This is a genomic window from Bacillus sp. cl96, assembly GCF_900100505.1.
In the GTDB taxonomy this organism is placed as follows: Bacteria; Bacillota; Bacilli; order Bacillales; family Bacillaceae_G; genus Bacillus_A; species Bacillus_A cereus.
In genome coordinates, this window is the sequence record NZ_FNDM01000006.1 from 150,048 (window position 1) to 167,325 (window position 17,278).

Genomic DNA, 17,278 nt, shown 5'->3' on the forward strand with positions numbered 1-17,278 from the left:
AAACGAGGTGCATTGATGAGTAAAGTTCAAGAAAAATATCAAATATCTCCTATCTTTGTTTTCTTCTTAATTCACGGTGCACAGTTTGGTGCTGGAGTTCTTGGATTCGCTCGAATTATCGCAAAAGCTGCTGGATACGACGGCTGGATGGGGGTTATAATTACAGGAATTTTCATCCATATTCTTATATGGATGATGTATGTCTTATTAAAAGAAACAAATGGGAATTTAGTTGATTTACATCGGCAAACATTTGGAAAATGGCTAGGAAATGGCATTAGTATCATCTTTATGGCTTATTTTTTAATCGTTAGTATTTCAGTCATCCGAACATATGTTGAAATTATTCAAGTATGGATGTTTCCTACCGCTTCTACCTTTATGTTAACACTCTTTTTATGCTTAGTTAGCTATTACATTATTTCTTCTGGATTTCGTGTAATTACCGGTATTTGCGTCATCTCTGTTGGTGGTACATTAGGATATTTATTTCTAAGCTTATTCGTTTTGAAATATTCACATTGGGATAATTTACTACCTATATTCACACATTCTTTTTCAGACATTTTAAAATCCGCTCAACTGTCAATCTACAGTATGACCGGTTTTGAGGTTTATCTCATGGTTTATCCGTTTGTAAAAAAGCCTATGCAGTCTCATAAATTTGCTCAATACGGAGCACTATTTTCAAATCTTCTATATCTATTTAGCACCCTTTTAGCCTTTGCATTTTTTAGTGAAAAACAATTGTTAAAAACGATATGGGCCCAACTTTCTATGACCCAAGTTATTCAATTACCATTTATAGAAAGACTCGAATATATTGCAATTTCAGGCTATGCACTCGTTATTATTTCAAGTTTTATCCTCCCTTTATGGGCGTCAATGAGAGGAACTCATGAAATATTCCGTGTAAAACAAAGGGGTGTTTTAATTGCTTTTATCTTTATCACTCTCATTGTTTCGCAACTTTTAACAAACAGACACGATATTAATAACTTTATTAGTAATGTATCAAAGGTTAGTTTTTGGCTCATTTATGTATACATCCCAATCCTATTTATTATTGTGTGGGTGAAAAGAAAATGGAAAAAATCAAAAGCACAAGCAAATTAATACTTATTTCTTGTATAACATTATTCAGTCTAACTGGATGTTTACAAAAAAATATTATCGATGATGTACAACTTATTCAAGGAAGCGTTTTTGATGTCGCAAAAGATAATAAAGTAAAAGTGACATTCGTTTGTCCCATTCAGAAAAAAGGAAATAAAGTTCAAGTTTTTGAAGGCAGTGCAAATGCGGTAAAACAAGTAAAAGCAGACACATCTTTAGAGTCTTCTCAACCATTTGCTAGCGGACAAATGCGTGTCGCTCTATATACAATAAGACTTGCCAAAACAGGAATGTCTACTTCATTCGATACATTACTTCGAGATGTGAATATAGGGAACGCTTTATATGCTGCTTTATTAGATGGGAATGGTACTGAACTTTTAAAGGGCAAATATTCGACTTCATACAACGTTGCAATTTATATAAAAAAATTGCTAGAACATAACATGGAGACCGGACCTTTACCAGCGGATAATCTACATATAGGAGCATTTCGCTATTATCAAGAAGGAAAAGACTACTATATTCCCATTCTAAAGAAGCATGGTGATAAAATAAAAATTACCGGAATTGGCCTTTTTAAAAAAGATAAATATATCGGTAAAATTGCGGAAAAAGATATGTTCATATTTAAAGGACTATTAGAGAAACATAAATTAGATTCACATGAATTTAAAACAGATTCTGCGTACGTAATGATTAATAATATTCGTTCTGTTCCAACTTACGATATAAAAATTAAAAACGGAAAGCCTTCTTTTTTCATTCACGTTCGTCTTGATGCACGTATTCAAGAACTATCAAAACAAATTAACTTAGAAAATAACAAGAACACAAAAAACATTGAAAAAGATGTCCAAAAACAATTAGATAAACAAGCTGCTAAGTTAATTAAGCAACTTAAATCTTTAGGCGTCGACCCTCTCGGGCTAGGTGCAAAGTATAAACAACATTATCGCCCATTCAAATTAGAAGAATGGAGACAAATGTATAAAGATGTTCCGGTTCATATAAAATACACCGTAAATATTACAAATTCTGGTGTCATTGAATGAGAAATGATTGAACTCCTCTCTCTAGCATGATACAACGGAGAGAGGAGTTTTTTTATTATCAAATAGAGAGAGAAGATATTTATGGGGGAGCTTATGTCTAAAAAATTAGTAAAGCCTATTTTAAATGGTATTTTATTTCTCGGCGTCTTTTTATTTGCTCATACATACTTAAAAAATGTTTCCTTCACACGTTACTTGCTTGTTATTATACCAATGTTACTGGTCGGTATTTTTGGCATCGATCTTATTTCATCCCTTTTAATAAAAAAAGAAGAATAACGAGCGAACATCTTATTTCGATAAGATGTTCTTTTCATTTCATAATCACCTTATGTTACAATAAACTTCGGCATAACGTAAGAAAGGATGAAACAACATGACAAACGAAAAAGGTTTAGATAAAGGATACGAACTTGTTGCGAAAATGCATGAAGTATTCGGACATCCTGTGACAAATACTCCAACAAAATTAACAGAAGAGCGTGCAAAAATCCGTGCAAGTTTTATGCAGGAAGAACTGGAAGAATTTCTAGAGGCAACGACTGTTGAAGATCAATACGATGCACTGATTGACCTTATTTACTTTGCATTCGGAACGTTTGCAGAAATGGGCGTACGTCCAGATAAAGGATTCGAAATTGTAAACAACGCCAACATGGCAAAACTATTCCCTGATGGGAAGCCTCGATTCCGTGAAGGCGACGGTAAGATTCTAAAGCCAGAAGGCTGGCAAGCACCGGAACCACAACTTCGTGCTGAAATTGAACGTCAGCGTCAAGAAGCTGAAAAAAACTGCTAGGATTTCCTAGCAGTTTTTTATTATGTCTTTTTTTCTGGCAATCATTAATGACCCACGTGTCCCGCATGTCCTGCAGCTCCACTAATGCTAGCCGCTCCTGCTGCTGCCCCCGCTCCTCCTGCTCCAATTCCACCTGTCCAAGGAGAAGATTGTTGTTGTTGTTGATATTGCTGATATTGTTGGTGCTGTTGGTGCTGTTGACCTTGGTGTCCATGATGTTGGCCTTGGTGCCCATGATGACCGTGTTGGCCTTGATGACCTTGGTGATGGTGGTGACCTTGGTGTCCATGATGTTGGCCTTGGTGGTGATGTCCATGGTGACCATGTTGGCCTTGGTGAGTTTGATAAAGAACAGCCTGCGGATGTATATGATGGTGGCCGTGGTGATGTACTTGTTGTTGATGATGTCCATGATGGCCATGGTGACCTTGGTGGTGATGGTGTCCATGATGGCCATGGTGACCTTGATGATGGTGTCCATGATGGCCATGGTGACCTTGGTGGTGATGATGGCCATGGTGACCTTGATGATGGTGTCCATGATGACCGTCGTGGTGGCCATGGTGACCGTAAAAACCTTGTGGATAACCACCTACTCCGCCTGCCACAACACCTACTCCCGGTACCGGAAATCCTGTTTGTACTCCTCCAACGAAAGATGGGAATGTAGTTGGTACGCCTACTGGTACTCCTCCGGCTGCTCCGCCTACAAATGTTGGGATTCCTGTTTGTGCTCCAGCTACTGATGTGGAAAATCCTCCAGGTGTTCCACCCATCCAGCTCGGAATTCCGCCATATCCTTGTTGTCCGCCTCCCATTAACATCATTTGTTCATAACTATCCGATCCACCTCCGAAAAAGCCATGTGGTGCATTATTGTCCATCCCTTTCATTCCTTTCACCTCTTCTACTCAATTTAGCCTACCTTTTTTATCATATTTCCTATAGAAAAATAGGTGTTTGTCTGTATTGGAATTCCGCTCTTTTATTTGTACGTATTGGAATAATTGAAAACTTAGACTAGGGTGATCCAGAGATTATTTTCTACACAAAAAAGCTCAGAGTATACATACTCTGAGCTTTTATTTAGAATAAATTAATTTGCAACAACATTAACAAGTTTTCCAGGAACAACAATTACTTTACGAACTGTTTTCCCTTCAATTTGGTCTTGAATTGCTTCAAGTGCAAGTTGTTCCATTTCTTCTTTTGATGCGTCTTTACTCATTGTTAGTTTTGCGCGAACTTTACCCATAACTTGAACAACAATTTCAACTTCATCTTCTACAAGTTTAGACTCATCAAATGTTGGCCAGCTTGCATATGTGATTGTTTCATTGTATCCAAGTTTGCTCCATAGCTCTTCCCCGATATGAGGTGCAACTGGTGCAATCATTTTTACGAAACCTTCTACATATTCTCTCGGAAGTGTTTCAGCTTTGTATGCATCGTTGATGAATACCATCATTTGAGAAATCGCTGTGTTGAAGCGAAGCTCTGCATAGTCTTCTGTTACTTTCTTCACTGTTTGATGGTAAGCTTTTTCAAGCTCTTTATTTGGTGCGTCAGTAATTTTCTCACTTAATTCACCGTTATCTTGAACGAATAGACGCCATACGCGGTCTAGGAAACGACGAGCTCCGTCAAGACCATTTTCAGACCAAGCAATTGAAGCATCTAATGGTCCCATGAACATTTCGTATAGACGAAGTGTATCTGCACCGTGACTTGCTACGATATCATCAGGATTTACAACGTTACCTTTTGATTTACTCATTTTCTCGTTGTTTTCACCTAGAATCATACCTTGGTTGAATAATTGTTGGAATGGCTCTTTCGTTGGAACTACACCGATATCGTATAATACTTTATGCCAGAAACGAGCATATAGTAAGTGAAGTACGGCATGTTCTGCACCACCGATATAAATATCAACTGGAAGCCATTGTTTTACTTTTTCAGGATCTACAAGTGCTTCGCTATTGTTTGGATCGATGTAACGTAGGTAGTACCAGCAGCTACCAGCCCATTGCGGCATTGTGTTCGTTTCACGACGACCTTTTTTACCAGTCTCAGGATCAACAACATTTACCCACTCGTCAATGTTAGCAAGTGGTGATTCACCTGTACCTGAAGGACGGATGTTTTCTGTTTTCGGAAGAACTAATGGTAATTCCTCTTCTTTCACAGCTGTCATTGTACCATCTTCCCAGTGAATTACTGGAATTGGTTCACCCCAGTAACGTTGACGGCTGAATAACCAGTCACGTAGACGGTACGTTACTTTTTGATTTCCTGCGCTCGTTGCTTCAAGCCATTCAATCATTTTTGCGATTGCTTCTTCTTTATTTAATCCATCAAGGAATGCTGAGTTTACGTGTGCACCATCACCTGTGTACACTTCTTTCGTAATATCTCCGCCTTTTACAACTTCCTTCATTGGAAGATTAAATACTGATGCGAATTCATAGTCACGCTCATCGTGAGCTGGAACTGCCATTACAGCACCTGTTCCGTAAGTTGCAAGAACATAGTCAGCGATCCAGATTGGTAATTTCTCACCGTTTACTGGGTTAACTGCGTAAGCACCAGTGAATACACCAGTTTTCTCTTTCGCAAGTTCTGTACGCTCTAGGTCACTCTTCATTTTTACAGCGTTAATGTAAGCTTCTACCGCTTCTTTTTGTTCTGCTGTTGTAATTTCTGCAACAAGTGCATGTTCTGGAGCTAGTACACAGTATGTTGCACCAAATAATGTATCAGGGCGCGTTGTGAAAACTGTGAATTTCTCGTCTGTACCATCGATGTTGAAGTGTACTTCTGCACCTTCAGAACGACCGATCCAGTTACGTTGCATATCTTTTAAGCTTTCAGGCCAATCAAGCTCATCTAGATCTTCTAATAGACGATCTCCGTAAGCTGTAATTTTTAACATCCACTGTCTCATCGGACGACGCTCAACTGGATGTCCACCACGCTCACTCTTACCGTCAATGATTTCTTCGTTTGCAAGTACTGTACCAAGTGCTGGGCACCAGTTTACAGGTACTTCATCAACGTAAGCTAAGCCTTTTTCAAATAGTTTTAGGAAGATCCATTGCGTCCACTTATAGTAGTTTGGATCTGTTGTATTTACTTCACGGTCCCAATCGTAAGAGAAACCTAATGATTTAATTTGGTTACGGAACGTATTAATATTATGCTCTGTAAATTCAGCTGGGCTGTTTCCAGTATCAAGTGCATATTGCTCTGCTGGAAGACCAAATGCATCCCATCCCATTGGATGCAGAACGTTATATCCTTGCATACGCTTCATACGAGATAAAATATCTGTCGCTGTATAACCTTCTGGATGTCCTACGTGTAAGCCTGCACCTGATGGATATGGGAACATATCTAGTGCATAAAATTTTGGTTTTTCTGTCTCATCTGGCGTACGGAATGTTTTATTCTCTTCCCAGTACCCTTGCCACTTCTTCTCAATTTCTTGATGATTAAAGCTCATGAGATACCCTCCTTGAAATTCTATTTATTTTCACCGCCCAAAATACAAAAAACCTCTCATCCCTAGAAAGGGACGAGAGGTTATAGATTCCCGCGGTACCACCCTAAATTAATGTACAAATATACATTCGCTTAGATCCGTAACGTGGATTAACGGCAATTGCTACTATTAGTTTCACAACTGCAACTCAAAGGCGAGTTCATAACGAAACGTGGATTGACTTGCACCGACCGTCAACTCTCTAAACCAGCTTCTATTACTACTACTCCTTCTCACTGTTATTACACATATAAGTTAAGTGAACTATCCTTCACCTAGTATCTCTTAAGAGCTTACTTAAAGCGAGGACTTCTCGGTTAATCGTTACTCTTAATAACTAACGAATTCATCTTAAGACAGCCGAGCTATCTCCCTTGTTCTAAAGGTTGTTTTATTTAAATATATTCTAAAACATGTTACATGTTCCGTCAAACTAAACTGCAATTTTTTCTTCAACTGTTTCTTCTACTTTTACTCGTTTATCATAAATGCTCGTTGCTATAAGCGCTACTACAAGCATTACCATGATTGCTATAAACAATACTTCCATATTGTATAAATCCACAATTGCTCCGCCAACGACCGGTCCGAACATTTTCCCTACAGTCGCCGCACTATTTACGACACCTTGATAAAATCCTAATTTATCTTTTGGTGCAAGTATATTTGCAATCGTTGGAACCGCAGGCCATACAAATAACTCACCAATTGTTAATGTTACCATCGCAACGAGGAACATCGTAAATTGCTGCGCTTGACTTAACACAATGAATGACGCCGCAAAAATGAAGATTCCAATCATAATTTGTTGTTTTAAAGAACGCTTCATCCAACGAATTAGCATACTAACAAGTGGTTGCGCACAAACAATCATCGCTCCGTTTATCGTCCATAGTAAACTATAGTGACGAAGGCTAATATTCAATTCTTGCATATGTGTTGCAATCGCTCCTTGCCACTGTACGTATGTAACCCAGCATAAAGCATATGCTACACACACAATAAGAAGTGCTTTAAATCCAGGTGTAAGTGACCACCCTTTTTTCGTTTCGACTTCTTTTTGCACTCCTGGCTCTTTCTTGTCTTCCATACCGCGGAATCCAATAAAAGCAATTAAAAAGAAAACAAAGTATAAAATAAAATTCGCTAAGAAAATATAATCAAAACGATACGATGCAACTAATCCACCACATGCTGTTCCGATCGCAATACCAACATTTTGTCCAACGTACATCGCATTAAATGCCCGTCTTCCGCCTTCTGGCCAAACCGTACCAACCATCGCATACATCGATGGGAAGACCATTCCAGAACCGAAGCCGATTAACGCTAGCCATACAACATATAACGGCCAACCGTGGAAGAACACAAGACCTAAAATCGATACAAGTGTAATCACAATCCCTACTAAAGTTGATTTATAACCGCCCCATTTATCAAATAAAACACCGCCGAGCAAGTTTCCGATTACACCAGTAAGCGAATTGATCATTAATACCATTCCGGCCACAGATAAAGATTTTCCTAGGTGATCATGCAAATAAATTGTATTAAAAGGCCATAAAAAAGAAGCACCCGTGACATTAATAATCATCCCAGCTACTAATAGCCATACTTTCCTTGGCATAGTTTCCCCTCCTATTCTATTTTTTTCGTTCATATATATAACAGTAAAATTGTAGTCGTTTTTAAATAGGAAGGCAACTGATTAATAGTTGATGAAATTCAGATAATGGTTCGACGGTAAATGAAATTATACTGATTGCTTCTTGGATTATATCAGCGATTATTAAAATATATCGACTTACCGACAAAAAATGACAACAGTAACAATGTATAAAGAGGCTGCATGAACTTCATGCAGCCTCTTTATACTATCCAACTTCCTTTTCTCGCTTCGCACTTTCTTTAGCGCTCCATTTAAATATTTTATCTAATAAGGAATATATTCTCCCAGATTCTTTCGTTAACAAAGGTCCTAACGATGCTAATATTAAAACATACAAAGCTGAGAATGGTTTAATAGTTGCCATTAAGCCGCCCGCAATTCCAATATTCGCGACGATAATGGAAAATTCTCCGCGTGATACAAGTGTTAAACCGATATTCGTAGAAGCCTTATGCGATAACCCAGCTTTACGCCCCGCAACCATTCCAGCAGTAAAATTACCGATAAGAGTAATGAAAACTGCTCCTAATGCCAACCACACTGCTCCTCCAAGTGAAAATGGGTCTATACTTAAACCGAAGCTGAAAAAGAATATAGCTCCAAAGAAATCACGAAACGGAACAACGAGCTGTTCAATTCGATCACTATGCTCTGTTTCAGAAAAGACGAGCCCTAATAATAATGCTCCAATTGCCTCCGCGACATGAATCGTTTCTGAAAATCCTGCTACAAAGAATAAAATAGCGAATATTACGATAATAAAAATTTCATTGGACGAAATATCTAACATTTTGTTTAAAAATCGTGTAGCTTTTCTAGCAACTACAAAGAATAGTAGCATATACCCTACTGCGATTAAAATAGATGTAAGAGCACCTACAAATGACGTTGCCCCTCCGAGTACTAATCCTGAAACGACCGATAAATATACGGCTAAAAAGATATCATCAAACATAATGATTCCTAAAATTAGCTCCGTCTCTTTATTACCAGATCTTCTTAAATCAACAATTACTTTCGCAACAATTGCACTCGATGAAATTGTTATGATCCCAGCAATAATTAATGTTTCTAATAAGGGGAAACCCATTATATATCCGTAAAGTAAACCTAATATAAAATTAAGCGATATATGAACAGTTCCCCCAAAAGCAATTGACTTTCCTGATTTAATTAATTTTTTAATTGAGAATTCTAAGCCTAAATAGAATAAGAGGAATATAACGCCAACACGGCCGAGGAAGGAAATAACTTCTCCGCTTTCAATAAATCTTAAATCGATAAGCCCTAAATCTGGGGCATGGGGCCCCACTAGCATACCGAGTATAATGAGAAACGGAATAATCGAGAACTTTAACTTTGCAGCGAGAATAGCTGCAAAAGCGACTAATACTAACGCAGTCCCAACTTCAAAGATTAAAGTATCCATCGATTATGAATCCCCTCCTACTGAAAGCAACTCATTAATAATTCTTTTTACTTCATGTCTTTCACCTGATAGTACGAGCATATCGCCAGCTTCAATGATAGAATCTGGGCCTGGATTAAAGAACTTCTTCATATTCTTTTTCAAAATGGCAATAATCGTTACGTTATATGTGTTTCGGACATGTAAACTACCAATTGTTTTTTGTACGACTGGTGCATTATTTTCCACCTTAAACCACTCAATTGATAATCCTTCAAAGGCCATTTCAATCGTATCTAAAGCTTGTGGTCTATATACCATTCCGCCCAATATAGCTGCAATTTGTCTCGCTTCGGAATCACGAAGAGAGACGCTTGAAATACTCTCCTCATGATCAGCATCAAAATGGTACATTTCTCTTCGGCCATCATCATGAATAACGATAACCATCTTTTCATTACCTTTTGTAATCACTTCAAACTTACATCCAATACCCGGCAGTTCACTCTCTCTAATATTCATATTTTCCGCCTCCTAATTCTTTTAGTTACGGCTTTTATAAATCGACATCAATCTCCGTTTTAAAGGTCTCATCCTTTGAAATACCTAAATACTTTAGCGTCTCTGATGGAGTCGCGTGATGAAAATGTTTTTGCAACAGCGCAATCGCTATCCCTCTTTTGTACGCATGAAATCCGAACGTTTTTCGCATTGAATTCGTTCCGATCTTACCAACAACTCCAACTGCTTCTGCAGCATTATGAATTACACGATACGCTTGTTGGCGCGTAATTGAATTTGGCGTTTTATTAGATTGAAATACGTAATTTTCTCTTTTAATGCCAATAGATTGTACGTAATCTAAAAGCGCTTCTTTTACTTTTGTATTTAAATAAATATCTTGTTTGAATTTTTCATCTTTCACAGGAAGAGTATAAAACTCTTTAACAGTCCCATCTTCATTTAATACATCTTCAAATTTCATGCTAAGTAATTCTGTAATTTTTAATCCTGTGTTAATTCCAATAACAAATAAAAGATAATCTCGCTGGGAGTGCTCTTTTAAATATTTTTTCATAGCCTCAATTTGGCTTATATCTTTTAATGCCTCTACAACTTCCATACATGTATTCTCCTCATCTTATGAACGGTAATTTTCTCATTATGTTGTCCATTTTACCTTATCATGCTATGAGATTTCCATGTGTTATCCATTATTTTCACAATATACTCAGGTGGTTCTGAAAACTTTCAATGTGGAAACTTACGATTGTATAAATACGTTGCGGTAAAAAATGTGGGGATAAAAGCTTAGCTTCTTTCTACAGATTGGATTCCTCCTTTCCTTATACAGCTACTTCTACTTTTATATTACGTTACTTACTTACATTATATTATACATTTCAGTAACATTAAAGTGTTTTTTCTGAAAATAATAAAAACCGAGCGTTTTTGCTCGGTTTTTATTATTAATCTTCTTTCGGAAGAACAATTCCTTTATACAATTGAACTGTAATAAGATAATAAATCGTGTAAATAACTACGAAAATTACGATTGGTACCCAAATACGGAAGTACGGATCAAGTAAAATAAATCCGAAAATATTCATACCAACTAATACGTGAGCAATACCTACAATTGCTGGGAATAGGAATACTAAGAATAACTCTTTATAAATTGATTTTGTTAATAATTCACGGCGCACCCCGATTTTACGAAGCATTTGATAACGTGTAATATCTTTTGATGCACCAGAAAGAATTTTGAACATTAAACAACTTGCCATCATTGCTAAGAAAGCAATTCCAAGGAAGAAGCCCATAAACACTGTTCCGCTCGCAACACCATAGAACATGTCGTAAGATTGATATTTACTGTTCATTCTTTCAGCTGTTACATTTTTATATTTATCTAATTGCAACTCGTCAAGTTTTTTCCATTCTTTTGTATATGTTAAGAAATCATCTGCTTTTCCGATAAATGCTATACCTTCTTTACCACTTATCCCATCGTACATTTTTTGATTTACAATTTTAATTGCATGATCTTCGTATATATAATATGGATGAATTGTGCTAAAAGCATCTACCCATTCTTCTGGAAGTTCTTTAGCGTTCGCATCTTTTTCATTCATTTCTCTAGAAACTGCACCTACTGGTAATTCCTGTGAAGCCTTCTTCGTATTTACTAAATCCTTCATCGACTTCATATTTTCCATATCTTTTACTAAAGGACGATTTTTCTCTAAATCTTCTTTTACATAGTAAACGTATTTATCATCTACTTTGTAACGATATTCGCTTTTCTCTTTAAATGTAATACCGTTTAAAATTTTCTTTTCTTCAGCTGTCGGATTATGAACTACTGAATCATAGATTACTAAACCATCAACCATTTTTATAACGTTATTTTTAAACGCCATACCCCCTGAAATTGCACCAGCTCCAAGAGCAACTAACATCGCTACTGTTGCAAGTACTTTCGTTAAGCTATTAATACGGAAATTTAATTGTGCAAATGTAAAAGCGTTAAGTCCTTTTTCACTACGCTTTTTATTACTTTTTAACTTTTTAATAATAACTGGAAGAAGTGATCCAAATAACATGTAAGTACCAGCTGTTGTTGTAATTAATGCAATAAGGATTCCCATTTCTCTTAGTTTTTCCATGTAAATCATTGATGCATAGCCAATTCCTAATAAAATAACCGCAAGGAATGCAACTAAGCCTGTCATTTTTCCTTTTACCGCAACACGTTCTGTTTGTGCATCTGCATGTACAAGTTGCAATACAGAAATACGTGATAACTTAATACTGTTCATAATTGCTGATAGTACAAATAGTGCAAAGAAGAAGATACAAGTAACAGTCATAGATGGCAGATAAAATGCTTTATAGCCTTCACCAGCAAATTCTAATTGTTTCATTAATAATTGACCGATACCTTCTGCAAGTCCTACACCAACTGCAATTCCAATTGCAAGAGACGCGGCGCCTAATACAATTGTCTCAATAAACATAAGTAATGTAACTTTATGCTTTTTTGCTCCTAACATCATATACATACCAAACTCTTTTTGACGAAGAGATAGTAAGAAAGAGTTCGCATATAAAATATAGAAGAACGTTATGATTGCTAATAAAAATGAACCTGCTTGGAATACAAATCCGATTGATTTAATCACTGAATTAGATTCAAGAAATGATTCATTTAGTGCTAACGTTTGAAACATATAAAAAATTGAGATCGACATGACAAGACCAACAAGTAAGACGATGTAATCTTTTAGCTTACTCTTTAGTCCTGACATGGAAAGTTTGAATAACATGCTCTAGAACCTCCTTTCTTACGCTTTTTGTGTTCCTAAGTCCGCAAGCACATCTAAAATTTCTTTATAAAACTCTTCACGTGTACCGCCGCGGTGAATTTCTTTATATAGCTCACCATCTTGAATGAATAAAATACGCTGACAGTAACTTGCACTGTATGGATCATGTGTAACCATCATAATAGATACGCCTTGATCTTTATTTAAGTTTGTCATCGCATCAAGTAAACTCGTTGCATTTTTAGAATCAAGCGCTCCTGTTGGCTCGTCCCCTAAAATAATTGCAGGCTCATGCACTAAAGCACGCGCTGCTGCCGAACGTTGCTTTTGCCCACCAGATACTTCAGATGGGTACTTTTGAAGTATTTCTGTAATTCCTAACATATCCGCTACTTTCTCGACTTTTGGTCCAATGTTACGTGATGGAACACCTTGCAAGGAAAGTGGAAGTGCAATGTTTTCATAAATAGATAAGTTTTCTAACAAATTAAAATCTTGGAAGATAAATCCTAACTTTTGTGAACGGAAATCTGAAAGCTCACCTTGCTTCATTTTTGTAATATCCGTTCCTGCAATTTCAACAACGCCGCCCGTTGCTTTATCTAACGTTGAAATTACATTTAATAATGTCGTTTTACCAGAACCAGATGGTCCCATAATTCCAACAAACTCGCCCTCTTGAATTGAGAATGACACACCTTTTAACGCGTGTGATTGGTTCTCACCTTTTTTACCGTACACTTTTTGAACGTTTTTTACGTCTACAACTGGTTTCGTCATATATATCCTCCTACGCTTGTTTTTCCATTACCTATTTTGCGCTTTTTAGAGGCGAACTGCTATTTGTTAACATTACATTTACCTTACACTTTTGTAATATAAAGAAGGTGGGCGTGTAAGTTTGGCTTTTACTACTTTGAATATTAGTGACATATTGAATCGGTAAATGAAATTATATCGGCGATTTTTCAAATATATCGGCGCAACTACAAAAGCTGAAAATAAAAATAGGCTGCTCCACAAAAAAGGAACAGCCCACTTCTCCCTTTATTTCTTTAAAGGTGTTACCGTCCAATACGTAACAACTCGCCAAATCCATTCTAATGGACCCATTTTAAAAATTTTCATCCAAATTACACTAAACACAATTTGAATTGCATAAATTGCGATACATACATATAACGTTTGCATGTATGTCAAGTTTCCTGCAAAGTTAAATACGCTACCGGCAATTAAAATCATTGCCGTTTGTCCGATATAATTTGTTAAAGCCATACGACCATAGTATTTCAATGGTGCTAATAATGTTTGAACTGGTTTTAACTGAAGTAATAAAATTAATGCTCCGACATAGAAAGCTGAAATGACTGGTCCAACTGTAATACCAATTTTTAGAAACTGGCTTGCAGCATCCATTGTTCCGTCTTCATTCATCAATATCATATTTACAAATGGGCCAGCAGGCACGTGTCCATATTGATACCATACAGCTGCCACACTTAAAACAAACATAATGCCTGTAAAAATAGCGACTTGCTTTATGTTTTTTGAAAGATTTTCAAATACACGATATTGTCCTGCAGCAAGACCTAATAAAATTAAACCAAGTGGTAATAGTTCTTTAACACCCATTACACTAAAGGCTATTGTCAAAATAAGACCAATTACTAAGTTCACTTGTTTTTTCGCTTTATAAAACGGTAAAACGATTAATCCGCAAATTGCATATAACGTTAACGCTTCTCCAGGCTGAAACATGTAATGAATCAAACCAAAAATAAATAATGCAACTACGCGGCGGAAAAATAGAACATATCCATTTTTCCCTTTCGCAATCGCTCTTGTAATGAAGATATAGAATCCCACTCCAAATAAGAATGAGAAAATCGAGAAGAAACGACCTTCTACAAATAAGTATAGAAACCTTTGATAGCTAGCATCTACTGTATTAGGATCTGGAGTTTTAATATTAAGTAGTGCTAAAATATTTACTAAAATAATCCCTAGTAGTGCAAAGCCACGAATGTAATCTAACTCATCAATTCGCTTGTTTATAATATTGTTCCCCATAAAGCAACTCCTTGTATAAAACTTAATCCTTTCTTACTCTACTGGAGAAAGCTGCTCACAACTATCGACAAACCTTACAGGAATCTTACATTATTGTCATATAGCAAAATAAAACCAGGTCATATTGCGACCTGGTCTACTCTGATTGTTTCGATTTTTGAGGTTGTCCTTTTTTACTATTACGCTGTTTTACTTGAACAATCGGATCAAGTTCATTCGAAAACTCAGCGTTATGTCCATTTTGCGTTTTTTGTTCTGGGTTATTTTGATCTGAACGTTTCGCCATTACATTCACTCCTTATTAGTGCGGTGTAATAATCATTTGATGTTGCAATTGGCGAATTGCCATACGTGCTCTATTTAATTGCTCACGTTGCTCATCATTTGCATGTTGTTGCATCGTTTGTAAATCGTTATACGCTTGTTCTAATTGTAACTGCGCATCCGAATACTCCATCGTATTATAATGCTCTTGTCTCATACCTTGGTCTAATTGTTCTTTCGCATATTCCACCGCTTGTTCCGCTTGTGTAATATACGATTCAAGTGATTGACGCTCTGCCATAATTGTCCCTCCTTGCTTCAATTCCCCTTTAGTGTGTCCCTTCCTTATGAACCTTATGAGTATGTTATAATGGATTTTGTGTTATTTTGACTCGGCTTAGGAGGGAAAGTAATGAAGGTTCAAAACCCTTTTCCATATACAAACGACAATAAACGTTATCATACATGGAATTATCATTTACGAAATGAATTTGGTGAAAAAATCTTTAAAGTTTCATTAGATGCTGGCTTCGATTGCCCGAACCGTGACGGTACAGTTGCTTATGGCGGTTGTACATTTTGCAGTGCTGCTGGATCTGGTGACTTCGCTGGCGATCGCCGCGATGATGTTATAACGCAATATCATGAAATGAAAGAAAAAATGCGCTCAAAGTGGAAAGACGGAAAATGTATCGCTTATTTCCAGGCGTACACAAATACACATGCACCACTTGAAGTGTTAAAAGAAAAATTCGAACCGCTTCTAGTAGAAAAAGACGTTGTCGGTCTTTCTATTGCGACTCGTCCAGATTGTTTACCGGACGATGTTGTTGAATATTTAGCGGACTTAAATAAACGCACTTACCTTTGGGTTGAACTCGGACTACAGACTGTTCATGAACGTACTGCAAATCTTATTAATCGCGCTCACGATTATCCGTCTTATGTGGAAGGTGTAAATAAATTACGTAAGCACGGCATTCGAGTTTGTTCTCATATTATTAACGGCCTTCCACTTGAAGATTACGACATGATGATGGAAACAGCTCGTGAAGTAGCGAAGCTTGATGTACAAGGAATTAAAATCCACTTACTTCACTTATTAAAAGGAACGCCAATGGTGAAGCAATATGAAAAAGGACAACTCGAGTTCCTTTCTCTTGAGGATTACGTAAGTCTCGTTGTTGACCAACTTGAAATTATTCCAGAAGACGTAATTGTGCACCGTATCACAGGTGACGGTCCTCCTGATTTAATGATTGGTCCAATGTGGAGCTTAAATAAATGGGAAGTATTAAATTCCATTGATGCAGAATTTGTACGCCGCGGAAGCTGGCAAGGAAAATATGCAAATGAGGAGAAACAAAAATGAAATTAGAACGTGTATTACCGTTTGCTCGCTCGCTTCTGCAAACGGCAGTAAAAGAAGGCGATTACGCTGTAGATGCAACTTTAGGAAACGGCCATGACACTTGCTTCCTAGCTGAAATCGTTGGAGATAACGGAAAAGTATTTGGATTTGATATTCAAAAAGAGGCAATTGAAAGCTCAACAACTCGTCTAAAAGAAAAAGAACTTTTCGAACGTACTGTTTTAGTTCACGATAGTCACGATACACTTCTATCCGTATTACCAGAAGATGCAAAAGGAAAAGTAACAGGCGCAATTTTCAACTTAGGTTACCTTCCAGGCGGAGACAAGCATATCGTTACAAAACCGAACTCAACAATCTCAGCGATCGAACAATTATTAGAAGTAATGGCACCTGAAGGTATCATCGTCCTTGTTATTTACCACGGACACCCAGAAGGACAAGTAGAACGCGACGCTGTACTTACATTTGCCGAAGAACTAGACCAAAAACAAGCACACGTACTGCGATACGGCTTCATTAATCAACAAAATAACCCGCCATTTATTGTGGCGATTGAGAAGCGATAATATATCAACGATTTTTCAATTATATCTATCGTAACTCGGGATATATCAACGATTTTTTCGATATATCTATCATAACTTACAAT

General features: G+C 36.9%; 17 protein-coding genes and 1 other annotated feature. Of the genes, 6 read left to right on the forward strand and 11 right to left on the reverse strand.

From position 1 onward, the window contains the following. Positions 1 to 15: 15 nt before the first annotated feature. The 4 genes from BLT20_RS15550 (at position 16) to BLT20_RS15565 (ending at position 2,970) form a co-directional block, all read left to right on the forward strand. Positions 16 to 1,116, forward strand: coding sequence for a spore germination protein (locus tag BLT20_RS15550; protein WP_000049054.1), 1,101 nt, complete (start codon positions 16 to 18; stop codon positions 1,114 to 1,116). Continuing rightward, entirely contained in the window at positions 1,086 to 2,171 is a 1,086-nt protein-coding gene (gerHC, locus tag BLT20_RS15555; RefSeq protein WP_000411408.1) for a spore germination protein GerHC, read from the forward strand. The genes BLT20_RS15550 and gerHC overlap by 31 nt, the downstream gene beginning before the upstream one ends. 93 nt (positions 2,172 to 2,264) lie before the next feature. Further along, entirely contained in the window at positions 2,265 to 2,450 is a 186-nt protein-coding gene (locus tag BLT20_RS15560) for a hypothetical protein (RefSeq protein ID WP_000038777.1), read from the forward strand. 97 nt (positions 2,451 to 2,547) lie between these two features. Continuing rightward, positions 2,548 to 2,970: a pyrophosphohydrolase domain-containing protein gene (locus BLT20_RS15565; RefSeq protein ID WP_000180554.1), complete on the forward strand. Its 423-nt coding sequence runs from the start codon at positions 2,548 to 2,550 to the stop codon at positions 2,968 to 2,970. 44 nt (positions 2,971 to 3,014) lie between these two features. Here the strand turns inward: BLT20_RS15565 and BLT20_RS15570 are convergent, their stop codons facing one another. From BLT20_RS15570 to BLT20_RS15620, 11 genes are all read right to left on the reverse strand, one after another. Then, on the reverse strand, positions 3,015 to 3,863 hold the full coding sequence (locus tag BLT20_RS15570) for a hypothetical protein (RefSeq protein ID WP_000677599.1): 849 nt from the start codon (positions 3,861 to 3,863) through the stop codon (positions 3,015 to 3,017). A 203-nt stretch (positions 3,864 to 4,066) separates the two neighbouring features. Beyond that, complete coding sequence (leuS, locus tag BLT20_RS15575) at positions 4,067 to 6,475, reverse strand: leucine--tRNA ligase (RefSeq protein ID WP_000009461.1); 2,409 nt, start codon at positions 6,473 to 6,475, stop codon at positions 4,067 to 4,069. Positions 6,476 to 6,540: 65 nt separating this feature from the next. After that, positions 6,541 to 6,760 (reverse strand) — a binding site (T-box leader). Between the two features lie 187 nt (positions 6,761 to 6,947). Further along, positions 6,948 to 8,141: an MDR family MFS transporter gene (locus BLT20_RS15580; RefSeq protein ID WP_001137561.1), complete on the reverse strand. Its 1,194-nt coding sequence runs from the start codon at positions 8,139 to 8,141 to the stop codon at positions 6,948 to 6,950. A gap of 247 nt (positions 8,142 to 8,388) precedes the next feature. Continuing rightward, a complete protein-coding gene (locus BLT20_RS15585; RefSeq protein WP_000380176.1) occupies positions 8,389 to 9,612 on the reverse strand; it encodes a cation:proton antiporter in 1,224 nt (407 codons plus the stop codon). A 3-nt stretch (positions 9,613 to 9,615) separates the two neighbouring features. After that, complete coding sequence (locus BLT20_RS15590) at positions 9,616 to 10,113, reverse strand: cation:proton antiporter regulatory subunit (RefSeq protein WP_001026053.1); 498 nt, start codon at positions 10,111 to 10,113, stop codon at positions 9,616 to 9,618. Between the two features lie 34 nt (positions 10,114 to 10,147). Continuing rightward, complete coding sequence (locus BLT20_RS15595) at positions 10,148 to 10,714, reverse strand: tyrosine-type recombinase/integrase (protein WP_000454209.1); 567 nt, start codon at positions 10,712 to 10,714, stop codon at positions 10,148 to 10,150. A 346-nt stretch (positions 10,715 to 11,060) separates the two neighbouring features. Continuing rightward, positions 11,061 to 12,920, reverse strand: coding sequence for an FtsX-like permease family protein (locus BLT20_RS15600; RefSeq protein WP_000897762.1), 1,860 nt, complete (start codon positions 12,918 to 12,920; stop codon positions 11,061 to 11,063). Between the two features lie 18 nt (positions 12,921 to 12,938). Continuing rightward, positions 12,939 to 13,700 carry an ABC transporter ATP-binding protein gene (locus BLT20_RS15605; RefSeq protein ID WP_000165844.1) on the reverse strand — a complete coding sequence of 254 codons (762 nt, stop codon included), beginning with the start codon at positions 13,698 to 13,700 and terminating at the stop codon, positions 12,939 to 12,941. A 267-nt stretch (positions 13,701 to 13,967) separates the two neighbouring features. Beyond that, on the reverse strand, positions 13,968 to 14,990 hold the full coding sequence (locus tag BLT20_RS15610) for a DUF418 domain-containing protein (protein ID WP_000527693.1): 1,023 nt from the start codon (positions 14,988 to 14,990) through the stop codon (positions 13,968 to 13,970). A gap of 136 nt (positions 14,991 to 15,126) precedes the next feature. Beyond that, the gene (locus tag BLT20_RS15615; RefSeq protein ID WP_001129340.1) at positions 15,127 to 15,276 is read right to left on the reverse strand and encodes a hypothetical protein; all 150 of its coding nucleotides are present in this window, start codon (positions 15,274 to 15,276) and stop codon (positions 15,127 to 15,129) included. Positions 15,277 to 15,291: 15 nt separating this feature from the next. Next, positions 15,292 to 15,555, reverse strand: coding sequence for a YtzC family protein (locus BLT20_RS15620; RefSeq protein ID WP_000840869.1), 264 nt, complete (start codon positions 15,553 to 15,555; stop codon positions 15,292 to 15,294). A gap of 111 nt (positions 15,556 to 15,666) precedes the next feature. Here BLT20_RS15620 and BLT20_RS15625 point away from each other — a divergent pair, with 111 nt between their 5' ends. Together BLT20_RS15625 and BLT20_RS15630 are read left to right on the forward strand one after the other, a co-directional pair. Then, positions 15,667 to 16,626: a tRNA modification radical SAM protein MnmL/YtqA gene (locus BLT20_RS15625; RefSeq protein ID WP_000868040.1), complete on the forward strand. Its 960-nt coding sequence runs from the start codon at positions 15,667 to 15,669 to the stop codon at positions 16,624 to 16,626. After that, the gene (locus tag BLT20_RS15630) at positions 16,623 to 17,195 is read left to right on the forward strand and encodes a tRNA 5-(aminomethyl)-2-thiouridylate-methyltransferase MnmM (RefSeq protein WP_000764473.1); all 573 of its coding nucleotides are present in this window, start codon (positions 16,623 to 16,625) and stop codon (positions 17,193 to 17,195) included. The genes BLT20_RS15625 and BLT20_RS15630 overlap by 4 nt, the downstream gene beginning before the upstream one ends. Positions 17,196 to 17,278: the final 83 nt, after the last annotated feature.